25 protein-coding genes are annotated in these 16,489 nt (G+C 56.7%); 4 read left to right on the forward strand and 21 right to left on the reverse strand.

The features are described 5' to 3' along the window. The first annotated feature begins 203 nt into the window (after positions 1 to 203). The gene (locus tag RY831_RS27660) at positions 204 to 437 is read left to right on the forward strand and encodes a hypothetical protein (RefSeq protein WP_326509561.1); all 234 of its coding nucleotides are present in this window, start codon (positions 204 to 206) and stop codon (positions 435 to 437) included. Between the two features lie 76 nt (positions 438 to 513). Here the strand turns inward: RY831_RS27660 and RY831_RS27665 are convergent, their stop codons facing one another. The 17 genes from RY831_RS27665 to RY831_RS27745 all read right to left on the reverse strand — a co-directional run bounded on the left by RY831_RS27665 (position 514) and on the right by RY831_RS27745 (position 10,022). Continuing rightward, on the reverse strand, positions 514 to 669 hold the full coding sequence (locus RY831_RS27665; RefSeq protein WP_326509562.1) for a hypothetical protein: 156 nt from the start codon (positions 667 to 669) through the stop codon (positions 514 to 516). A gap of 460 nt (positions 670 to 1,129) precedes the next feature. Continuing rightward, entirely contained in the window at positions 1,130 to 1,390 is a 261-nt protein-coding gene (locus RY831_RS27670) for a hypothetical protein (protein ID WP_326509563.1), read from the reverse strand. Next, on the reverse strand, positions 1,387 to 2,064 hold the full coding sequence (locus RY831_RS27675; protein ID WP_326509564.1) for a glycoside hydrolase family 24 protein: 678 nt from the start codon (positions 2,062 to 2,064) through the stop codon (positions 1,387 to 1,389). The genes RY831_RS27670 and RY831_RS27675 overlap by 4 nt, the downstream gene beginning before the upstream one ends. After that, on the reverse strand, positions 2,051 to 2,263 hold the full coding sequence (locus RY831_RS27680) for a hypothetical protein (RefSeq protein WP_326509565.1): 213 nt from the start codon (positions 2,261 to 2,263) through the stop codon (positions 2,051 to 2,053). The genes RY831_RS27675 and RY831_RS27680 overlap by 14 nt, the downstream gene beginning before the upstream one ends. Then, on the reverse strand, positions 2,260 to 2,766 hold the full coding sequence (locus tag RY831_RS27685) for a hypothetical protein (RefSeq protein WP_326509566.1): 507 nt from the start codon (positions 2,764 to 2,766) through the stop codon (positions 2,260 to 2,262). The genes RY831_RS27680 and RY831_RS27685 overlap by 4 nt, the downstream gene beginning before the upstream one ends. Continuing rightward, positions 2,766 to 3,371, reverse strand: coding sequence for a hypothetical protein (locus RY831_RS27690; protein WP_326509567.1), 606 nt, complete (start codon positions 3,369 to 3,371; stop codon positions 2,766 to 2,768). Before RY831_RS27690 ends, RY831_RS27685 begins: the two co-directional genes overlap by 1 nt. 7 nt (positions 3,372 to 3,378) lie before the next feature. After that, entirely contained in the window at positions 3,379 to 4,053 is a 675-nt protein-coding gene (locus RY831_RS27695; protein WP_326509568.1) for a hypothetical protein, read from the reverse strand. Positions 4,054 to 4,056: 3 nt separating this feature from the next. Further along, positions 4,057 to 4,386, reverse strand: a complete 330-nt coding sequence (locus RY831_RS27700) for a hypothetical protein (protein ID WP_326509569.1) — start codon at positions 4,384 to 4,386, stop codon at positions 4,057 to 4,059. Then, a complete protein-coding gene (locus RY831_RS27705; RefSeq protein WP_326509570.1) occupies positions 4,386 to 4,661 on the reverse strand; it encodes a hypothetical protein in 276 nt (91 codons plus the stop codon). The genes RY831_RS27700 and RY831_RS27705 overlap by 1 nt, the downstream gene beginning before the upstream one ends. A gap of 12 nt (positions 4,662 to 4,673) precedes the next feature. Then, a complete protein-coding gene (locus RY831_RS27710; protein WP_326509571.1) occupies positions 4,674 to 5,462 on the reverse strand; it encodes a major capsid protein P2 in 789 nt (262 codons plus the stop codon). 330 nt (positions 5,463 to 5,792) lie between these two features. Next, entirely contained in the window at positions 5,793 to 6,401 is a 609-nt protein-coding gene (locus RY831_RS27715) for a hypothetical protein (RefSeq protein ID WP_326509572.1), read from the reverse strand. Further along, entirely contained in the window at positions 6,398 to 6,868 is a 471-nt protein-coding gene (locus tag RY831_RS27720; RefSeq protein WP_326509573.1) for a hypothetical protein, read from the reverse strand. The genes RY831_RS27715 and RY831_RS27720 overlap by 4 nt, the downstream gene beginning before the upstream one ends. Before the next feature lie 314 nt (positions 6,869 to 7,182). Further along, positions 7,183 to 7,380 (reverse strand): KOW domain-containing RNA-binding protein, encoded by a 198-nt coding sequence (locus RY831_RS27725; protein ID WP_326509574.1) that lies wholly within the window; start codon positions 7,378 to 7,380, stop codon positions 7,183 to 7,185. After that, on the reverse strand, positions 7,377 to 7,526 hold the full coding sequence (locus RY831_RS27730; RefSeq protein WP_326509575.1) for a hypothetical protein: 150 nt from the start codon (positions 7,524 to 7,526) through the stop codon (positions 7,377 to 7,379). Before RY831_RS27730 ends, RY831_RS27725 begins: the two co-directional genes overlap by 4 nt. Continuing rightward, a complete protein-coding gene (locus RY831_RS27735; protein ID WP_326509576.1) occupies positions 7,519 to 9,213 on the reverse strand; it encodes a replication endonuclease in 1,695 nt (564 codons plus the stop codon). Before RY831_RS27735 ends, RY831_RS27730 begins: the two co-directional genes overlap by 8 nt. A 35-nt stretch (positions 9,214 to 9,248) precedes the next feature. Then, positions 9,249 to 9,737 carry a hypothetical protein gene (locus tag RY831_RS27740; RefSeq protein WP_326509577.1) on the reverse strand — a complete coding sequence of 163 codons (489 nt, stop codon included), beginning with the start codon at positions 9,735 to 9,737 and terminating at the stop codon, positions 9,249 to 9,251. Positions 9,738 to 9,746: 9 nt separating this feature from the next. After that, the gene (locus RY831_RS27745) at positions 9,747 to 10,022 is read right to left on the reverse strand and encodes a hypothetical protein (RefSeq protein ID WP_326509578.1); all 276 of its coding nucleotides are present in this window, start codon (positions 10,020 to 10,022) and stop codon (positions 9,747 to 9,749) included. A 250-nt stretch (positions 10,023 to 10,272) separates the two neighbouring features. Between RY831_RS27745 and RY831_RS27750 the strand changes: the two genes are divergently transcribed. Then, positions 10,273 to 10,572 carry a hypothetical protein gene (locus RY831_RS27750; RefSeq protein WP_326509579.1) on the forward strand — a complete coding sequence of 100 codons (300 nt, stop codon included), beginning with the start codon at positions 10,273 to 10,275 and terminating at the stop codon, positions 10,570 to 10,572. Positions 10,573 to 10,985: 413 nt separating this feature from the next. On the opposite strand, the gene RY831_RS27755 is transcribed toward RY831_RS27750, so the two are convergent. The 4 genes from RY831_RS27755 to RY831_RS27770 form a co-directional block, all read right to left on the reverse strand. After that, positions 10,986 to 11,189, reverse strand: coding sequence for a hypothetical protein (locus RY831_RS27755; RefSeq protein ID WP_326509580.1), 204 nt, complete (start codon positions 11,187 to 11,189; stop codon positions 10,986 to 10,988). A 194-nt stretch (positions 11,190 to 11,383) separates the two neighbouring features. Next, complete coding sequence (locus RY831_RS27760; RefSeq protein WP_326509581.1) at positions 11,384 to 12,529, reverse strand: alpha-hydroxy acid oxidase; 1,146 nt, start codon at positions 12,527 to 12,529, stop codon at positions 11,384 to 11,386. Between the two features lie 103 nt (positions 12,530 to 12,632). Beyond that, positions 12,633 to 13,682, reverse strand: coding sequence for an XdhC family protein (locus tag RY831_RS27765; RefSeq protein WP_326509582.1), 1,050 nt, complete (start codon positions 13,680 to 13,682; stop codon positions 12,633 to 12,635). Next, positions 13,655 to 14,137 (reverse strand): (2Fe-2S)-binding protein, encoded by a 483-nt coding sequence (locus RY831_RS27770; protein WP_326509583.1) that lies wholly within the window; start codon positions 14,135 to 14,137, stop codon positions 13,655 to 13,657. The genes RY831_RS27765 and RY831_RS27770 overlap by 28 nt, the downstream gene beginning before the upstream one ends. Positions 14,138 to 14,356: 219 nt before the next feature. Between RY831_RS27770 and RY831_RS27775 the strand changes: the two genes are divergently transcribed. Then, a complete protein-coding gene (locus RY831_RS27775; protein WP_326509584.1) occupies positions 14,357 to 14,554 on the forward strand; it encodes a hypothetical protein in 198 nt (65 codons plus the stop codon). Positions 14,555 to 14,965: 411 nt separating this feature from the next. Further along, positions 14,966 to 16,459: a glucan biosynthesis protein G gene (locus RY831_RS27780; RefSeq protein ID WP_326509607.1), complete on the forward strand. Its 1,494-nt coding sequence runs from the start codon at positions 14,966 to 14,968 to the stop codon at positions 16,457 to 16,459. Positions 16,460 to 16,489 lie beyond the last annotated feature (30 nt).

The raw sequence follows: 16,489 nt of genomic DNA on the forward strand, positions 1-16,489 counted from the left end.
CGTCTGTAATAGGGTTATCCTGCGGAAAAACGGACATTTGAACTTTGCTGAAACCGGACATTACAACTTTGCTCCCACATCTATAAATAATAGAATTCGCATTATGTAAAATTTCAGCTAGTTAAAAATACCGCATTCATGGGATGCACCTTGTTTCTGGCATGCAACACAATTAGACCAAAGAAGCCAGCCACAGCCAGCACATGCCTTACGATCTTTTTGGTGAAATCCCCGTTTTAGAAGATGAAGTTTACCAGTGGGTTGCCGCAGTTGCTCCCCGCTGGCTACATCCCGAATCCGCCTACCTTCGCTACGTCCGATCATGGGACGTTCCCGCCAAAATCCGCGCCGCCAAAGCAGCCGGAACGTTTCATCAAACAATAGAAAAGCCGAGCACACAATGGCATGCCCGGCTTGCTCTTTCTGCAGTCCTTTGATTAGGACTTTTTCCGCTTGCGGAATTGACCGTTCGCTTTGCGCGGTGGCGTCCGCTTCTTCGGTTTCGCCTTTGTCTTACGCTTTGTCGCCATGATTCGACTCCTTCACTTTGTTGATGACTTCGAGAACTGTGACGCGCTTTTCCATAGCAACGCCCCATTTGAAAATTGCACCGGCCAGAGACAAAACGCCCGCACCGTTCAGCAGTTGTAGTGTCTCTGCTATGGTCATGACTACCGGCCTTCGCGCTTCACAATCGCAATCAGCCCCGCAATGATTGCCCCCCACGCCGTTGCACTCTTGCCGCCAGTGACGAACAATTCACCGATAGCCGGAATCAGAGCCCCGACGCCCGCCCACGTTGATGGTTCTTGTAGCCTATCCATATTTCCCCCTTAGTTTTTCGGCATTCCTGCCGCTACCCACTTTAAGAATTCAGGAGCAGGCATGTATAGCGATGCCGCCCACATATCACCGTCTTTCCTTGCCTTCGCCGCTTTCTGCGCATCTGTCAAAGGGATTCCAAGGAACGTTCCCGCCGTTGTCACTGCTCCCGACACTACGCCGTCTACGAGGTTTACGGCCCCGCTTCCAATATCCGTTCCGACTCCCTTCACGCCCCGCGTGGACACCCACACAAGGACCGCGACACCGACCGCCGCCCCGGCAATGATCAATGTGCGATTCGTGATCATGTGAGATTCGAGTAGTTCGCGCCGACGCTAACGCCGTCATATGACGCCTGATACACCATCTGTCCTTTGTAGTAATACGTCCCATCCGGCGAAATTGCAGTTCCGTCCGTGAAGTATCGCCAGCCGTACCCAGACTGCCCCGGCAACGCCTTGTTTTCGATTTCGTTCGCTCGCAACGACACGGCATCTTTGCGCTTTAGCAGCATGAATGCGCCGACCGCTACGCCCGCGAAAATCAGAAGGTCTTTCATGTTCATGCGACCACTCCCATTGAGCCGCCCGCGCTGGCGTATAGCTGCCGCGCGCGGTCTAGCGAAATTGTCGGTTGACCGTATGGCGAACCCGGCAAGCTAGCCCATTCCTTCGCCACCTTTTTGATTGCAATCTCGAAGCGCCCTGCAATCACATCTGACAACGCACCACGCGCTGCGATACGGCCGACTGCTGCCGCATCCTGCGATGCTGGCGTAAAGTCTTTAAGGCCCATCATCTGCCGCGTTTCATCCCATGTCGATGTCAGGATTTGATATGCGCCCGCCGCCGAGCTGGTATATCCGCTCTTGCGAACCGTGATTCTCGGATGATCATCATAGGAAGTGAACAGTTGCCCGCCGAAGATGCGCCTATATCCTTGCGCGTCCGATGTGCCTTCGCCTGCACGAATGACACTCAAGAAAGCCCGCATGTTTGGATGCTTCAGCACGTTCAGATCGACCGTGCGCATTGCTGAAATTTTCAAGATTCCCCCCGTTGCCGAGTCGATGAAATCCGCTGCTGCATAGGCCGCCGATTCCAGTTCCGAAGTTACGCCGCCGATAAAATCGCTGTCCTCATCATCGGTCCCCGTTTCGCCCTGGCGCTTGTTCCATTCGTAGATCACCACGCCGAGCAGCAAGCCATAGGCGCACAGCAGTACCTTATTGCGTTCCATCTGCCACCGGCTCAGCAGGACGCGGCACGAACGCGCCGTCCGCATACTCGCCGCCGATATAGGCATCAGGAATTCCGGTGCAGTCCACAACGGAGTCATAGTCCGCCGCCATGATGTCCGCAAAGGATTGGTCCGCCACGATGATGTTTTGCACGATACCGCTCGAGATGAGCGCGAAAGTTTGTTCCGTCTTTTTCATTCGTACCACTCCACGCGAAGATATCCCGAGCCGCCAGTACCAGTTGCACCACCGCCGCCACCGCCTGAATTTGCCCCCGCAGCCGCGTTCATCGCTCCGCCGTTGGCGGTAATAAATGCCGCAGTCGAGGCATATCCGATTCCGTGGCCACCAAACCCGTCTTCGCCGCCGTCTGCAATGGACATGGGATTGGTTATTCCAACATTTCCCTTTCCGCCTACCGCAACTACCGCGCCGTCAAACGTGGTACTTCCACCATCCCCGCCGTTTGTACCGCCCGCACCAATCACCACAACGCAAGATGCTTTTCCGGTTACGTCATAGTTTATTTTTACAATATTTCCGCCCTGCCCGGCATAGGTCTGAGCGTTCGACGCGCCGCCGCCGCCGACAAGGAATAGGCTTACCGTCTTCAAGCCTGCCGGAACAGGAAACGATCCAGACGCCCGAAACTCCATGACCCGCAATCGCCCGCTACCCGAGCTTTGGAAGAATCCCGCCATTACTTAATCTCCTGAATTCGCATTTGCTGACCCGCCACGCCGCTGATTCCATACCATGCGCCCGGCGCTGCTTGATCCTCGATCCACGTTTGCCCCGCGCCAATTGCTATTGCGCCATTGGCGACCGTCACACCGTTCCCGCCGATATACACCACCGACGAGCCGTTATTGGTGAAACGCAGTCCGCGCCGCGTTGCGTCCGCCGCGACCAGCAACGTTTGCGCCGTGCCGACTGCCACAGGCGCAATATTGTTGATTGTCGCCGCCTGCTTGACCGTCATTTCTGCCGCGCCGCTGATATTGACCGCGATTGCTTGCAAAGCGCTTGTCACATCGACGTTGAAGCGGTCATAGCCGCCGTCGCCGTCCAATACCATGATCTTGATAGTCTGAGCCTGCGCACTGACTACCTCGATACGGTCAAAGCCGCCAGCCGGTTTCAGGTAAAAGCCGGTATCCATTTGTACCGCGCTTGCAATCTCCTGATTTGCGCGGAAAAACTTTACATCAACCGGCAATGGACAGGCGACGAGCCGGAAATAGTCGCCCATGGTTTGCAGTTGCCACGGCTTACCAGCAGTTACCGCTTGAATGAATTGCTGCATGACGCCTCTACTTTCCGAAAGCCCGAATTGCGACCAGCGCGACTGCGATCAGTCCGGCAACGACCAAATACTTGCTATCAGCCGTTTGCTTCTCCGCCTGGTATCCCGTCGCCGTTTCATAGGCACGACCCACCAAAGCGTTAGCCGTTGCGCCCGCGTCCGCAAGGCGCTTGCTTTGCGCCTCATTTGCCTTGAAGGCCAAATCCACGATGTTGCCGACCATGTTTAGCGAGGATGCCGCGCTAGTGGCGATCAGCGATTGACCGCGCTCCGCAAGCGTCAGAGAGTCCCGGTTGATCGTTGCCGCCATACCGAGCGAATCACGGCTCACTCCCGATGCGAAAGCAAGCGAATCACGGTTTGAACTTGTCACCGCTGCCAATGCCGCCTGCGTTGCCTGCGATGTCGCCATTAGCGCGTCCCGCGTTACCGTGACGCCTCCAGCGTTCGCATTTCCAGCTAGCGCCAAGGCCAGTTCAAGGGAATTGTTAGCTCCGGTAACCGCCGTATTGCTGGCGCCAATGGCTTGCAGAATCGCGCCATAGTCAGTTGCCTGCACATAGAGCGAGTTACCGTCGCCGGAAATACCCTGCGACTGCCCATCGACCGCAACGCGCCTATCGTTGTTTTCGGTGAGGTAGGAGGTTGTACTACTAGATTTGCTGCTGCTGAATAGCCCCATGGATTACCTCTTAAGCAATTTCAAGGCAACGAGTACCGTCACGATTCCCGCCGCAATTCCGATCCACTGGCTTATTGCTTCTCGCGTTGCGCTACTCGTGATCGAGCCACTACCGAAATTCACGTTCCAGCCGGAATTGTCGATGCTGGCTTCGCCCCGGTTGCCATTTGACGCAGACGTAGCCGCCACATGATCCGGCGACAGCAGAGCACCCGCCGCCGCCGCGTATGGATTCGCCATCTTTGCGACAGATGGCGCATTGAGCAATTGGCTTAGCAGCTTATTGCCGGTTGCTTCCATCACTTGCGACCCCGTAGGAATGGTCAGATCCATTACTTCACCAGCTTGTAAAGGATGACCCCTGCGAAAAGCAAACCAGCCACCATTACCATGGGATTGTTCAGCACAGGGTTAACTTGCGCTTGCCCCGGCACCGGATAGCCTGTCGGCACTACGTTTCCAGCCGCGTCAACATAGTAAGTCTGTCCGTTTTGCAGTTGCGGCGTTGCGAATCGCTTCGCCGCTGCCGCCCGCACCACGAAATCAATCGTGTTTTCCCACCACGCGGGACCACTGTCCGCCGTAGTGGTTACTTGGTTTTCATCCATGACGGCCCCCGTTTACAGGTTGCCGAGCAGATCGAGGTATTCAACCTGCACGGTAATCACGTCCGCCGCGCTAACGGTAACGTTCCATTCCATCGAGCGTGCGTCCGCTGTGACCAGCATGCCGGATTGGTTGTTATCCACCACGAAATCGGCAACGAACAGACCGGCCTGCGGAGTCTTTTTATTCTCCTTCTGCCAGTATTCGTTAATGGCCTTTTTGGCGTCGAAAATCACGAGGCCGTTCTTCTTGACTTCCAGTTCAGTCATGTTGGCATTGAAGAAGCCCACGCGCTTGATGATGGAGCCGCCCTGGCTACCGTAAGGCAGTTGCACCGGGAATTTACCTGCCGCGCCGAGGTTGACGTTATACGACAGCAGTTTATTGATCACGCCGAGCTTTTTCGGACCGGACAGGACCGACCAGCTTTCCAATGTCGGAGCGGTTGCGCCTGTAATGGTGACTTCCAGTGTGAAGTTGCCGACGCCTTCAGCCGTGCCGATAGCGCCGAGCGATTGGCCGACCTCATCACGCGCAAAGATTTCGGTGAAATCCAACACCAGATGCGTTGCGTCCGTCGCCAGACCACGATACAGGTTCAATGCATCGAGCTTCGGTCCGGTCGTCTGCCAGATCACCTTGCCATTGATCTTGGCTTTCAGGTCCGTGATCATGGCCTTTGTAAAGGCATTGCCGCCGAGTTCCAGAATGATGCGCTCGAAAGTCATGCCGAGCGGCAGAGACAGCGAGGCAACGCCAGTTGCTACGACGTTGAAGAAAGGGAGGTTTTTAACGATTTGCATGTGCGGACCTTAGGCGACGTTGAAAACGATCTTCTTCGCGGCATCGACACGCGAGATCACTGCAATAGCAGCGACGGCGATCAAAGCAGTTTTCAGATATGCGTTCATGTTTGCTCCCTTAGAAAGAATTGGTGACCAGCCTGCGAACGTCAGTGACACGATGGACAATTGCCATCGTCGCCAGCACGATCAGGACTGTTTTCACGGTTTGGTTCATGGCTTGCGCCTCCTGTCAAAACGAGCCCTCAGTGTCTTCTCCCGACCGTCCAAAAACAAACAGCCCGCGCATGTGCGCAGGCTGCTATTGCGTACCCTCTCAGGAACCCCCGTCTAAAACCGGATTTTCCCCTTCTCCAAAGGTTTCCCCGGCTCGAATCGTATGTATTGGAGCGGCATAAGGCCGTCTAGATCGGCTTGCGGGATACGTGTTTTCCGCCCCAGATAGGCCACATCGTCCGCGCTGGCAGACATGAAACAGACGTACTCAGAAGCGTTCCCGAACGCGGTTTTGTCAGCCTCCGCCCACCGCTGCGAAATGCAGTACAGCGTAATACCCCTCTTGAGCCCCCGTCTAATGAGAATCCCCCATGCATCCGGTGCTTTCGCCGTCGTAGTCACGTCCGCAAGTTCTTCCGCAATGACCACGCCGCCCCCATGAAAACGTCCCCAATGGAATGCGCACCTGCAGAAAAACTCAAACTCCTCCTTTAGGTTTGCACTCGCCACATAGGCGATTTTCATTTGCCCTGTCTTATCCGCTAGACGTGCCAGTTCCGCCCGCGAGGTAACGCGCTGATATCCCCGTATCTTCGACCATTGGTCCTCAGGATCCCATGCGAAAACGCGCCGGTCAGAGCGCGTCCGCCGCTCCGTATAGACCGACTTGCCCGAGCGAGACTTGCCGGAAATGATGACTATGCGTCCGTCATCGGTTTTCATGCGCCCGCCTCCCGTCGCCGCGCCTCCTCATCTTCCTTTGCTTTCCTTGCCGCCGCCTCGCGCGCCGCATTGTCCGCCCTGACGGCCTTCGCGGTTTCCGCCGCCAGTGGCAACGCCACAATGGCGAAATTGATTTCCGCGCCCCACTTCTCGAAGATCGACCCCAGAGACAGGTTGTATTTCGCCATCAGCGGCCCCGTCACCGCCGCCAGCCGCTCTTGCTTTTCCGGCGTATAGATGACTTCCAGCGACGGATACAACGGCATGAACAGCGACAGGCCGAATTGGATCAAATCCTTGGCCTCATCGGCAGGGTTCATTGGGACCGTCCCTGAATACCCCCCTTCGCCGGTCCCTTCTACCGGCTCCGCGTCTAACACTTCCCCCTGAATAGCTGCAAGCGATTCCGCCCGCGCCTGATCGTCAGGACCGGCCACAGCGCCGTTTTCTTGTTCATTCTGTTCCATCACTCACCCCCTATCCGAAAAACGTTCCAGCGCCCGATTTCGCGGGCGGCTCATTTGTTTTACCTGGCGCTTTTGCTGGTACCGGCGCAGCAGGCACAGGAACCGGCGCAGCGACCGGCTTAGGAGCGCGGCGCTGCATTTCTTCCAGCCACTCTGCATGCTGCCCGGTCCCCTGCCGTGCATACGGCGCACGCCCGCACCAGTCGCAGGAATAGGAGAGCGTCCCCTTTTCGTTCTCGAAAACCACGACCGGCGCATTGTGCGAGTGCGACTCGCATCGCTGACCCTCGCATGCCATGATTCCTTTGCGTACCTTAGGCATAGTTCAGCCTCCCGAGCGCCTTTTCATTGAATTGTTGCGTCACGTCGATTTCTTCGCCGTCCTTCACGCCGCTGATATGGACTGTCACCGTGTCACCTTCCACGGCCTGCACGACCCCGGCCAGCCCCGACAGCTTCCCGACGTTGACGCGCACCGTTTCATTCACGCGCACCTGATCACCCTTTTTCATTTCGCCAGTTCCTTATGTAGTTCCTGCCATTGAAGAAAAGCCGCCAGCCGCAATAAAAAAGCTTTTGGCTTCGGACGGTTCAAAAAAATTTTGTATTCCTTCCAGAGCGCGATTGCTTCGCGCTCCAATTCCTGAGATTCACCCACGGTTGTTCCTTCGCCACGCGAATTTGTTGGAGTCTTGCTCTACTTGCTTTGCCTGCCTGCGAACTTCCGGCCAATCCACCCACGCGGGAGCGGAAATTTTTTGATTTTTTGCCGCCGCGCCTAACCTATCGGTTGATTCCTTGAATCGCTGCTGTAGGTCTGGATAGTCAAATTGCGTACAGTTATTTACACCAGTCCAAGGAACGGCAACGGCCAAAGCCTCTAACCTTTTCTGTGTCCACACATAGCGCAACGATTCATAGACTTTGTTTTCATTTTTCGCATGAAATACGCCGCACGGTTTTCCGGCGTCATATGTCGCATAACGGCCTTCGATACTGCATAGCCGTTTAGCGAGTTGAACAAGTCCATTGCGACCCACTGTTGGGCCTCCTTGAGTTCGGAGGTAGTCAGCAAATGAAGCCTGTACATCATCGCGCCGTTGAGCTGCCTCCCAAGCGCCTTTAATAGCTTCCGGCGCATTTGCCACTGTTTCAGCCTGTATACGACGTAGTTCACGCCACACCCCTATCGGCGCACCGCCGATCTGTTGAAATTGACGAATGCCCCATGTCTGCGACCAGTAGGTAACGCGCTGCGAAGGCGTAATTTCCTGCTCGCCGGTCAGGTCTGTAACGACAAGATACCCATCGACTGTTCGATGATCTCCGACAGACTCTCCATCGATGTTTTTAGATACGTACTTTGCAATGTATCCCGCCGCGCTTCCCTTGCCCGGATCGATGCTGACGAACTTAACGCGGTTCTTTTCCGCGCCTGCCTCATCGCCGTCTTCAGCGAGAGCGTGTTTCCTGATAATGGCTTCATACGTTTCCTGATGCTCTGGCGCCACGAACATCAGCATGTGCCAATGCGGGCAACCGTCATGATGTGGCTCAGCGATGCGGAAACCGTATGCATGGATGCCGCGCCTATGCAGCGCCGCCCGCGTACGCGCCCACACGCCTACAAGGTACGCTTGCGCATCCCTAGGAGTAGGAGACCCGAAAGCGATGTATTTTGGGTTTGCTTCCCCGCTTGCCGACAATACGCCGTGATACTTAGACGGGCATGTGAGAGTCGCGAAAACGCCCACATGCCTCAAGTCTTGCGCGACTTCCTCAAACCCCCGGATACGTGTCATGAGTTCGCCGCGTCTTATCGCTTTGTTACCCGTACCTAGGGCGGCCAGTTGCGCAAGTGAGTAGGTCTGTCCGAGTTCGTTTTGCACCTCGATAGATGCCAACAGCTTGGCATTCTGCGTATTGCGCCGAGCCTGCCGTGTTGCGCTCTCATTGGAGAGATACGGGCCGGTTCGATAGCTGGTGAAACCAAGACGGATTGCTGCATGCTCAAAACGGCGAGCATGAGCTTTGCGGATAGCCCGCATCCACCAACCACGATCAACCGCACGAGCAATCCTTTCACTGTTGGTTTCCCCCTGTGGTTCCGACACGCCGCGCCGCCCGCATTCCTGGCGAATCGCGTCAAGGATGGCATCGACCATCATGAGCCGATCGGATACGGCGTAGCAGTGCCGCGCCGCCGCGTCAGCCGCCTGATAAATTGCATCGTCGCCCGCATCCAAAGGCAACGGCGCGTCCTCAGCCTCAGCCAGCACGTCAAGCTTATCCAGATGCTTCCGGATGCCATCACGAGCGAACAGCGCAGAAAGCGCTACGCCCATGCGACGAGGCACGCCCGGAATGTACGGAGACTGATTCATTGCAGCGTAGTTTTCGCTGCGATGCCATCGAAACGATGCGCCGCCATTTCGCCGTGATCATTGACTCTGCCGCCAGTGCAGCAACGCTGCATGTCAGGCAGGAAGCGCAGCATGTGACCGATTTCCGCATGTACTCGAGCACGTTCCGCTGCATCCAATGCCAGCAACGGCCCCTTACCCTTTTTCGCGTCAATACCGGCCATGTGGCATGCCATCATGCGCATGCGCTGCGGAAGCCTGTTCCAATAAGCCGCCCGCACCGCTTCCGCATCCGCTAATTGGCGTGCTTCCAGACGCTTTGCCGCAGCCAGCGCCTCTTTTGCGAGCGCCCGCCCTGTAGCGGTAGGACCGCAGGCAGTGACCGGCGCAGATGCCGCCATAAAGGACGGGTGCCACACATCGGAAACGCGGCGCACTACTTCGGTATGGTCGTAGTCGCCGCTGTCGAAGTCGCCAATGTCGCCATCAAGATCACGAGCACCCATGATTGCCCCTTAAGCAGCCTGACGCTTTAACAGGAATACTTCCGCCTTACGGTCTAAATACGGATCGAGCTCGACCGCCCGCCAGTCAAAGGAGCCATACAGAGAGGACATGAATTTGCGGGCATGCTCCGCCGCTTCGCCGTCCGGAAAGGTCAACGCCTTGTCCGCTTTGTATGTCACCGCGATTACATCGAAATGCGACGTTGCATCGGCCAGAAACAGCCCGCAAGCAGCGCAGCGCATGACGAAATTGCTTGGTTTTTTGTAACGAGTTGTATCGTTCATGATGGCTCCCTAGGTCTACTCTCCTATGCAGAACAGCCACCCGGATTCGGCTTGCAAGGCCGGATGCCTAGGAGAGCATTGATAAAAATCAATTTCCGGGTGGCATGGCCGCAATATAGTTCGGTGGCACGACACTAGTCAACTACTTTCGTACGTCCTACAACTTGATACGTTGCACGTATCCAGACAGTTGACTATAGTTGCCACATTGCGCGCTTAGGCATAAGCGCGTGTAGACCTAGGAGAAGTCATGAACACACAGGAATACCTTGACAAGGTAAAAGCCGAACTCGGCATTACCTCTGACTACGCACTTCAAAAGCCGCTCAAACTGACGCGCAGCAGTATCAGCAAACTTCGCCATGGCGGAACAATGAGCGACGAAACCGCTGCGGAAGTAGCCAAAGTCCTAAAGATGCATCCGGGTTTGGTAATGCTAGACATGCACCGCGAGCGAGCAAAGACGCCCGCCGAACGATCCATTTGGGAAGAGATTTTTAAGGGTTTTCGCACGCTGTTACCACTCGCTAACGGGCGGAGGGTTGCTTAACCCTCCCCTGTAGTAACAGCATAAAAGTTAGCTGGAATTTACAAGTCTTCGCATTATGTAAAATTGAATTATGTATTTATAGATTGGATACGACGTTGACCACGGTGTCCACCCCGGTACCGCATATCGCTGCCCGCTTACTAGAATGGCTGACATGACCACGGCTACGTGAGTTCCTTGCTGGTGCGGAGCCAGCGCGCATCAGGCTCACTCCTGGCGCGTACGCGTTCCCATTTTGCCCCGCATCGATTGCAGCGATAGTATTCGATGCGCCCGCTCGCAGTAGCGCCGTAATTGATTAGCGCATCCGAATGCAATAGTAGATTGGCGTGCGGCGAAGTCATTGCACTGGCGCCAACGAGGTTCAAGCATTCTTGGCAGTCCGCCATCGTACGCCTCCCATCCAAGAGCAATCAATGCCGGTTTGCTTTTTCGTTCTCGAGATCAAGACGGACAACTTCGAATCCGCCGTCGTAGTAGCCGCGCTCTTCGGCCGTGGCGCGCGCTTCTTCCACGCTGCGAAAGCGTCCTGCCTGCGACAGGTCGTCGGTCAATGACAGATCATCGGCAAACGGGTAAAGATAGCCGTCCGGGGTCTTGATGATGTAAGCGTTCATGGTGCGTCTCCTCGGTGTGCCAGACCAGAATGTTGCGCAATCCGTTGCGAATGGCGCTTTCGCTAGTCTTCCGCGCGATGTCTTTCCGGTAGCGGTTTGTCATGCCAAGAGCTGCGATAGTTCCGGAGACGATGTTGCCAGAACTGCCGCCGGTGTTGCGTCGGCGGCGATCCATCCTTGTAGATACGAGCCCGTCAATAGGTGCCGGGCAGCAGGATGCCCTTGTCCACCTTGCGGACATCGGTGAGTCCGCAGAAGGCCATCGTCAGGTCGAGTTCCTTGCGGATAATTTCGAGGCACTGCGAGACACCCTCCTCGCCCATTGCCCCCAATCCGAAAAGGAATGCTCGCCCGATATAGACCCCTTTGGCGCCAAGGGCCAGCGCCTTGATAACATCCTGACCGGAACGGATACCGCCGTCCATGTGAACTTCAATCTTGTCGCCCACCGCCTCGACGATTCCCGGAAGCGCAGATATCGAGGAGCGCGCGCCGTCGAGCTGGCGTCCGCCATGATTCGACACGATCAACGCATCGGCGCCGCTTGCGGCGGCCAGCCGCGCATCTTCCTCGTCCAGAATGCCCTTGATGATGAGCTTGCCGCCCCATTCATCCTTGATCCACTTCACGTCGTCCCATGACAGGCGCGGATCGAACTGCTGAGCTGTCCATGAAGACAGTGAGGACATGTTGGACACGCTGCTCGCGTGGCCGACGATGTTGCCGAAGGTCCTGCGCTGCGTACCCAGCATGCCAAGGCACCAGCGCGGCTTGGTCATCATGTTGAGGATATTAGGCACGGTCAGTCTCGGCGGCGCCGACAGGCCGTTAATGAGATCCTTGTGCCGCTGACCGAGCACCTGCAGATCCAATGTCAGCACAAGTGCCGAGCAGCGCGCCGCCTTGGCGCGGGCGATCAGGCGCTTGATGAACTCGCGGTCGCGCATGACATACAACTGAAACCAGAACGGCTTGCTGGTATGGGCGGCGATGTCTTCGATCGAACAGATGCTCATCGTCGACAGTGTGAAGGGGACGCCGAATTTTTCGGCCGCCTTCGCTGCAAGGATTTCACCATCGGCATGCTGCATGCCGGTCAATCCGGTGGGCGCGAGCGCAACCGGCATGGCAACCTCCTGCCCTACCATAGTCGACTTCAAGGTGCGGTTCTCCATGTTGACCGCGACGCGCTGCCGGAACTTGATTTGTTCAAAATCCGTGCTGTTGGCGCGGTAGGTCGACTCGGTCCAGGACCCCGAGTCGGCATAGTCATAGAACATGCGGGGTACGCGCTTGTGCGCCAGCTTGCGCAGGTCTTCGATAGTAGTGATTACGGGCATGGGGGGCTGCTCCTTACAGTGATGCGCAAGTGTAATTCAGGCGTGCCTGGTGCCGCATCATTGAATGCTTGAAATTTATTCATCTGCAAGCGCGCTACCCGTCTTACGCCGACGAAGACGAGTCTCCGCCATGCTCCGCAGCGCACGCATCGCCGCCACTCCTGGGAATGCCCTCCTTGGCGCGGGCAACCCTGACCGCATCAGGCAACGCAACCCCGTTCTTGGCGGCCGTCATTTCGGCGAGGATCGAGATGGCGATTTCGGCCGGAGTCTTGCTGCCGATGTAAATCCCCACCGGTCCATGCAGCTTTTCAAGCTGAGCGTCGGTCAGTTCGAACAGCTTGAGCCGCTCGCGCCGCTTTGCATTGTTCACCCGGGAGCCGATCGCACCAACGTAAAAGGCATCCGATCTGAGCGCTTCCATCAGCGCAAGATCATCCAGCTTCGGATCGTGGGTCAGCGCGATGATGGCGCTGCGGCTGTCCGGCTGCATCGCAACGACATGATCGTCCGGCATTTCGCGGACCAGTTCGACGCCAGGCAACTCATCCCAGGTGTCGCGGTATTCGTCACGCGGATCGCATACCGTCACATGGTAGTCCATGCCGACTGCAATTTGCGCCAGAAAACGGGAAAGCTGGCCAGCACCGATAATGAGCAGACGCCAGCGCGGACCGTGCACCGTGGTCAGAACGGATTCCGACACCTGCAGCGACATGCCCGGCCCGGCCGGCAAGTAGGATACCTCCCCGGTGGCAAGTTGCAATCGGCGGGCAACCAACTGGCGCGCCGCCAGGCGGTCGAGCAGCTCCGGAATCCTGCTCGTTTCCGACAAGGGCTCGATGGCAAGCTCAATGGTGCCGCCGCAAGGCAGCCCGAATCGATGCGCCTCGTCGGCAGTAATGCCGTACCTGACGATTTCAGGGAAAACGCGGCTGATGCCGTTTTCTCTCGCGCGGGCAATCAGGTCGTCCTCGATACAGCCTCCGGACACGGATCCGATCACATGCCCGTCGTCGCGCACCGCCAGCATCGCACCCTCCGGACGAGGGCTGGAGCCCCAGGTACGAATCACGGTCACGAGCTCGCAGCGATGGCCGTCGGCCAGCCAGCGCGCGCAGCTTTTCAAGACTTCGAGGTCGATACTGTCCATGCAAGCGTCCTGGATGCGTCTTTAATGGCCGCGCGGATGCGCTGGTAGGTGCCGCAGCGGCAGATATTGCCGCTCATTGCGGCATCGATATCCGCGTCGGTAGGGTTTTTGATGATGCGCAGCAGCGCTGCCGCGCTCATGACCTGCCCGCTCTGGCAATAGCCGCATTGCGGCACGTCGTGCTTGATCCATGCCGCCTGCACCGCCCTGCCGATCGAGTCATTTTCCATTGCCTCGATGGTGGTGATCTTTTGACCCAGGGCGGCGGAGGCTGGCGTCACGCAGGACCGGGTCGGCTGGCCGTTCAAGTGAATCGTACAGGCGCCGCAAAGCGCAGCCCCGCACCCGAATTTCGTTCCCGTCATGCCGAGGCTGTCCCTCAACACCCAGAGAACAGGGGTGGCGGGATCGGCTTCGGACTGGATATCAGCACCGTTGACATTCAGTGTGATCAAGCTTGGGTCTCCTTGGCGATGGCTTGTTATTCGTGCATGCGGCGTAGGAAGACTATAGTTTAAATCCCGTCGGCTCGCTGCTGCGCCGTTGATAGCGTATGCGTTTGCTCCGGGTTTCTGTCACCGCCGTGCGGTATTGCCGCGGGAAATTTTTCCGTCAGGGAACAAGTTGCAGATTTTCAGGTCTAGAGTGCATCCGTTTTATTGACGAGTCCTATCATGATGCTTGACGAACAACACAGTGAAGAATTACGCGCACTTCGTAACCTTGAGCGAACCGTACGCGCCTATAGCATCACCACCCGTATGGTGTCCTACCAGCGCCGGCAGGAGATGCTCGCGGCTGCGTTGCGAGAGGTGGTCGACGCTCGCAAGTCCGCCATCCGCAGGTCGCGTGCCATTCCGTTGAAGGAATAAGTGCAAGAACCTCCGTTCCGGACACGCCTCCAGTGCGGGGCATGTTTTCATCGTTAAAACATGCTCCACCGCCCTACTCATCTTCGTTCTTCACGTTTTCGCACTTTCCCCTCCTCTGCCACGGTTTCCGACCGGACGCTGCCGCGCTTTACCTCCACGACTTTTCCGCTTCTTCCTCACATCGCCGGCTTCACATTTTTCTCACACTTTGTTACGACTATGTCGCAACCAAGTCAATCAGATATTGCCTAGTGTCAAACGGACAAGACCTGAGGCTGGCAACATAAGGCCCTATCGAGTCTTTCATGCCTATCGAATTATCCAATGCGTCTGAAACTGTACCGACTATATCAACAGTACCAATCCGCAGCACCCAAATGCGCAGCGCGGGTTCACGCCATCCTTGCGTGCATGGGATTCGTGCTGCTGTCTGCTTTACCTGTCGCCGGAGCACATGCGTTTGGCTTCGCCGATGTGGCCGCCAAAGCAAAGAAGCTGGCAGCGGCATCGTATGTCACACCGGAAAAAAATCTTCCGAAGTCTCTCCAGACGCTCACCTACGACCAGTACCGGGATATCCGTTTCAATCCCGAAAAATCCCATTGGCGCAATTCGCGCCTGCCCTTCGAGCTCGCGTTCTTTCACCAGGGGCAGTATTTCGATACGCCGGTCAGGATTCACGAAGTATCCGGTAAATCCGTTACCGAAATCCGGTTCGACCCCAAGCTTTTCAATTACGGCGCCAACACGCATCTCGATCCTAAAGACCTCGCCAATCTCGGCTACGCAGGTTTCCGGGTTCACTATCCGCTGAACAACGCGAAGTACAAGGATGAAGTCATTGTCTTTCTCGGGGCAAGTTACTTCCGTGCCGTCGGCAAGAATCAGCTTTACGGCTTGTCTGCACGCGGCCTGGCAGTGGATACCGGATTGACGTCAGGCGAAGAGTTTCCGCAGTTCACCGAATTCTGGATCGAGCGCCCCGATCCCAGCGACAAGGAGCTCACGATCTATGCCCTGCTCGATTCACGCCGGGTCACCGGGGCCTACCGCTTCATCCTCCGGCCGGGATTCGATACCGTCGTGGACGTCAAGGCCGAACTGTATCTGCGGGAAAACGTTTCGAAGCTAGGCATTGCGCCGCTGACCAGCATGTACTTCTTCGGCGAAAACCACCGTCCGAACATCGACGACCACCGCCCGGAAGTGCATGATTCCGACGGCCTTTCGATCCAGTCAGGTACCGGGGAATGGATCTGGCGACCGCTGGTGAACCCGAAACGCCTGCTGATCACCTCGTTTGCGCTTAATAATCCTCAAGGTTTCGGTCTTATGCAGCGCGATCGGGAATTTTCCAGTTATGAAGACCTCGAAGCACATTATCAGCGCAGGCCGAGCGCATGGATAGAGCCGCGCGGAAACTGGGGACCCGGCCGCGTCGAACTCGTACAGATTCCGACGCCCGATGAAACCAACGATAACATCGTCGCCCACTGGATTCCCGATGTGCCGCCGAAGCCCGGTTCGCCGCTGAACCTGGAATACCGGATGCTCTGGCAAAAGGATGTCGACAAGAAGCCGCCACTGGCATGGGTAGCGCAGACCAGGCGCGGTCATGGTTATGTACGCAAACCGGACGACAGCATCGCGCTCTTCATCGATTTCGAAGGCCCGGCGCTGAAGAAACTGGAAGAAGGCACCAAACTCGAAGCAAGCATTACAACCGATGCCAATGCGAAGGTGCTGGAAACAAATACGTATCCGAACCAGATGAAAGGTGGCTGGCGAACCGCGGTCCGCTTCAAGCGAATCGATGACAAGAAGCCAGTCGAACTGCGCGGCTATCTGCGCCACAACAACACTACACTGTCAGAAACGTGGAGCTACATTCTTCCGCCCGATTGAAACGCGTGTACAGCAGCTCGCCGCTATGCA

Source organism: Noviherbaspirillum album, assembly GCF_035916955.1.
In the GTDB taxonomy this organism is placed as follows: domain Bacteria; phylum Pseudomonadota; class Gammaproteobacteria; order Burkholderiales; family Burkholderiaceae_D; genus Noviherbaspirillum; species Noviherbaspirillum album.

Excerpts from the sequence above, each read along its gene's own strand:
- RY831_RS27660 (WP_326509561.1), top strand. The coding sequence starts at position 204 with ATGCCTTACGATCTTTTTGGTGAAATCCCCGTTTTAGAAGATGAAGTT.
- RY831_RS27665 (WP_326509562.1), bottom strand. The coding sequence starts at position 669 with ATGACCATAGCAGAGACACTACAACTGCTGAACGGTGCGGGCGTTTTG.
- RY831_RS27670 (WP_326509563.1), bottom strand. The coding sequence starts at position 1,390 with ATGAACATGAAAGACCTTCTGATTTTCGCGGGCGTAGCGGTCGGCGCA.
- RY831_RS27675 (WP_326509564.1), bottom strand. The coding sequence starts at position 2,064 with ATGGAACGCAATAAGGTACTGCTGTGCGCCTATGGCTTGCTGCTCGGC.
- RY831_RS27680 (WP_326509565.1), bottom strand. The coding sequence starts at position 2,263 with ATGAAAAAGACGGAACAAACTTTCGCGCTCATCTCGAGCGGTATCGTG.
- RY831_RS27685 (WP_326509566.1), bottom strand. The coding sequence starts at position 2,766 with ATGGCGGGATTCTTCCAAAGCTCGGGTAGCGGGCGATTGCGGGTCATG.
- RY831_RS27690 (WP_326509567.1), bottom strand. The coding sequence starts at position 3,371 with ATGCAGCAATTCATTCAAGCGGTAACTGCTGGTAAGCCGTGGCAACTG.
- RY831_RS27695 (WP_326509568.1), bottom strand. The coding sequence starts at position 4,053 with ATGGGGCTATTCAGCAGCAGCAAATCTAGTAGTACAACCTCCTACCTC.
- RY831_RS27700 (WP_326509569.1), bottom strand. The coding sequence starts at position 4,386 with ATGGATCTGACCATTCCTACGGGGTCGCAAGTGATGGAAGCAACCGGC.
- RY831_RS27705 (WP_326509570.1), bottom strand. The coding sequence starts at position 4,661 with ATGGATGAAAACCAAGTAACCACTACGGCGGACAGTGGTCCCGCGTGG.
- RY831_RS27710 (WP_326509571.1), bottom strand. The coding sequence starts at position 5,462 with ATGCAAATCGTTAAAAACCTCCCTTTCTTCAACGTCGTAGCAACTGGC.
- RY831_RS27715 (WP_326509572.1), bottom strand. The coding sequence starts at position 6,401 with ATGAAAACCGATGACGGACGCATAGTCATCATTTCCGGCAAGTCTCGC.
- RY831_RS27720 (WP_326509573.1), bottom strand. The coding sequence starts at position 6,868 with ATGGAACAGAATGAACAAGAAAACGGCGCTGTGGCCGGTCCTGACGAT.
- RY831_RS27725 (WP_326509574.1), bottom strand. The coding sequence starts at position 7,380 with ATGAAAAAGGGTGATCAGGTGCGCGTGAATGAAACGGTGCGCGTCAAC.
- RY831_RS27735 (WP_326509576.1), bottom strand. The coding sequence starts at position 9,213 with ATGGGCGTAGCGCTTTCTGCGCTGTTCGCTCGTGATGGCATCCGGAAG.
- RY831_RS27740 (WP_326509577.1), bottom strand. The coding sequence starts at position 9,737 with ATGGGTGCTCGTGATCTTGATGGCGACATTGGCGACTTCGACAGCGGC.
- RY831_RS27745 (WP_326509578.1), bottom strand. The coding sequence starts at position 10,022 with ATGAACGATACAACTCGTTACAAAAAACCAAGCAATTTCGTCATGCGC.
- RY831_RS27750 (WP_326509579.1), top strand. The coding sequence starts at position 10,273 with ATGAACACACAGGAATACCTTGACAAGGTAAAAGCCGAACTCGGCATT.
- RY831_RS27755 (WP_326509580.1), bottom strand. The coding sequence starts at position 11,189 with ATGAACGCTTACATCATCAAGACCCCGGACGGCTATCTTTACCCGTTT.
- RY831_RS27760 (WP_326509581.1), bottom strand. The coding sequence starts at position 12,529 with ATGCCCGTAATCACTACTATCGAAGACCTGCGCAAGCTGGCGCACAAG.
- RY831_RS27765 (WP_326509582.1), bottom strand. The coding sequence starts at position 13,682 with ATGGACAGTATCGACCTCGAAGTCTTGAAAAGCTGCGCGCGCTGGCTG.
- RY831_RS27775 (WP_326509584.1), top strand. The coding sequence starts at position 14,357 with ATGATGCTTGACGAACAACACAGTGAAGAATTACGCGCACTTCGTAAC.
- RY831_RS27780 (WP_326509607.1), top strand. The coding sequence starts at position 14,966 with ATGGGATTCGTGCTGCTGTCTGCTTTACCTGTCGCCGGAGCACATGCG.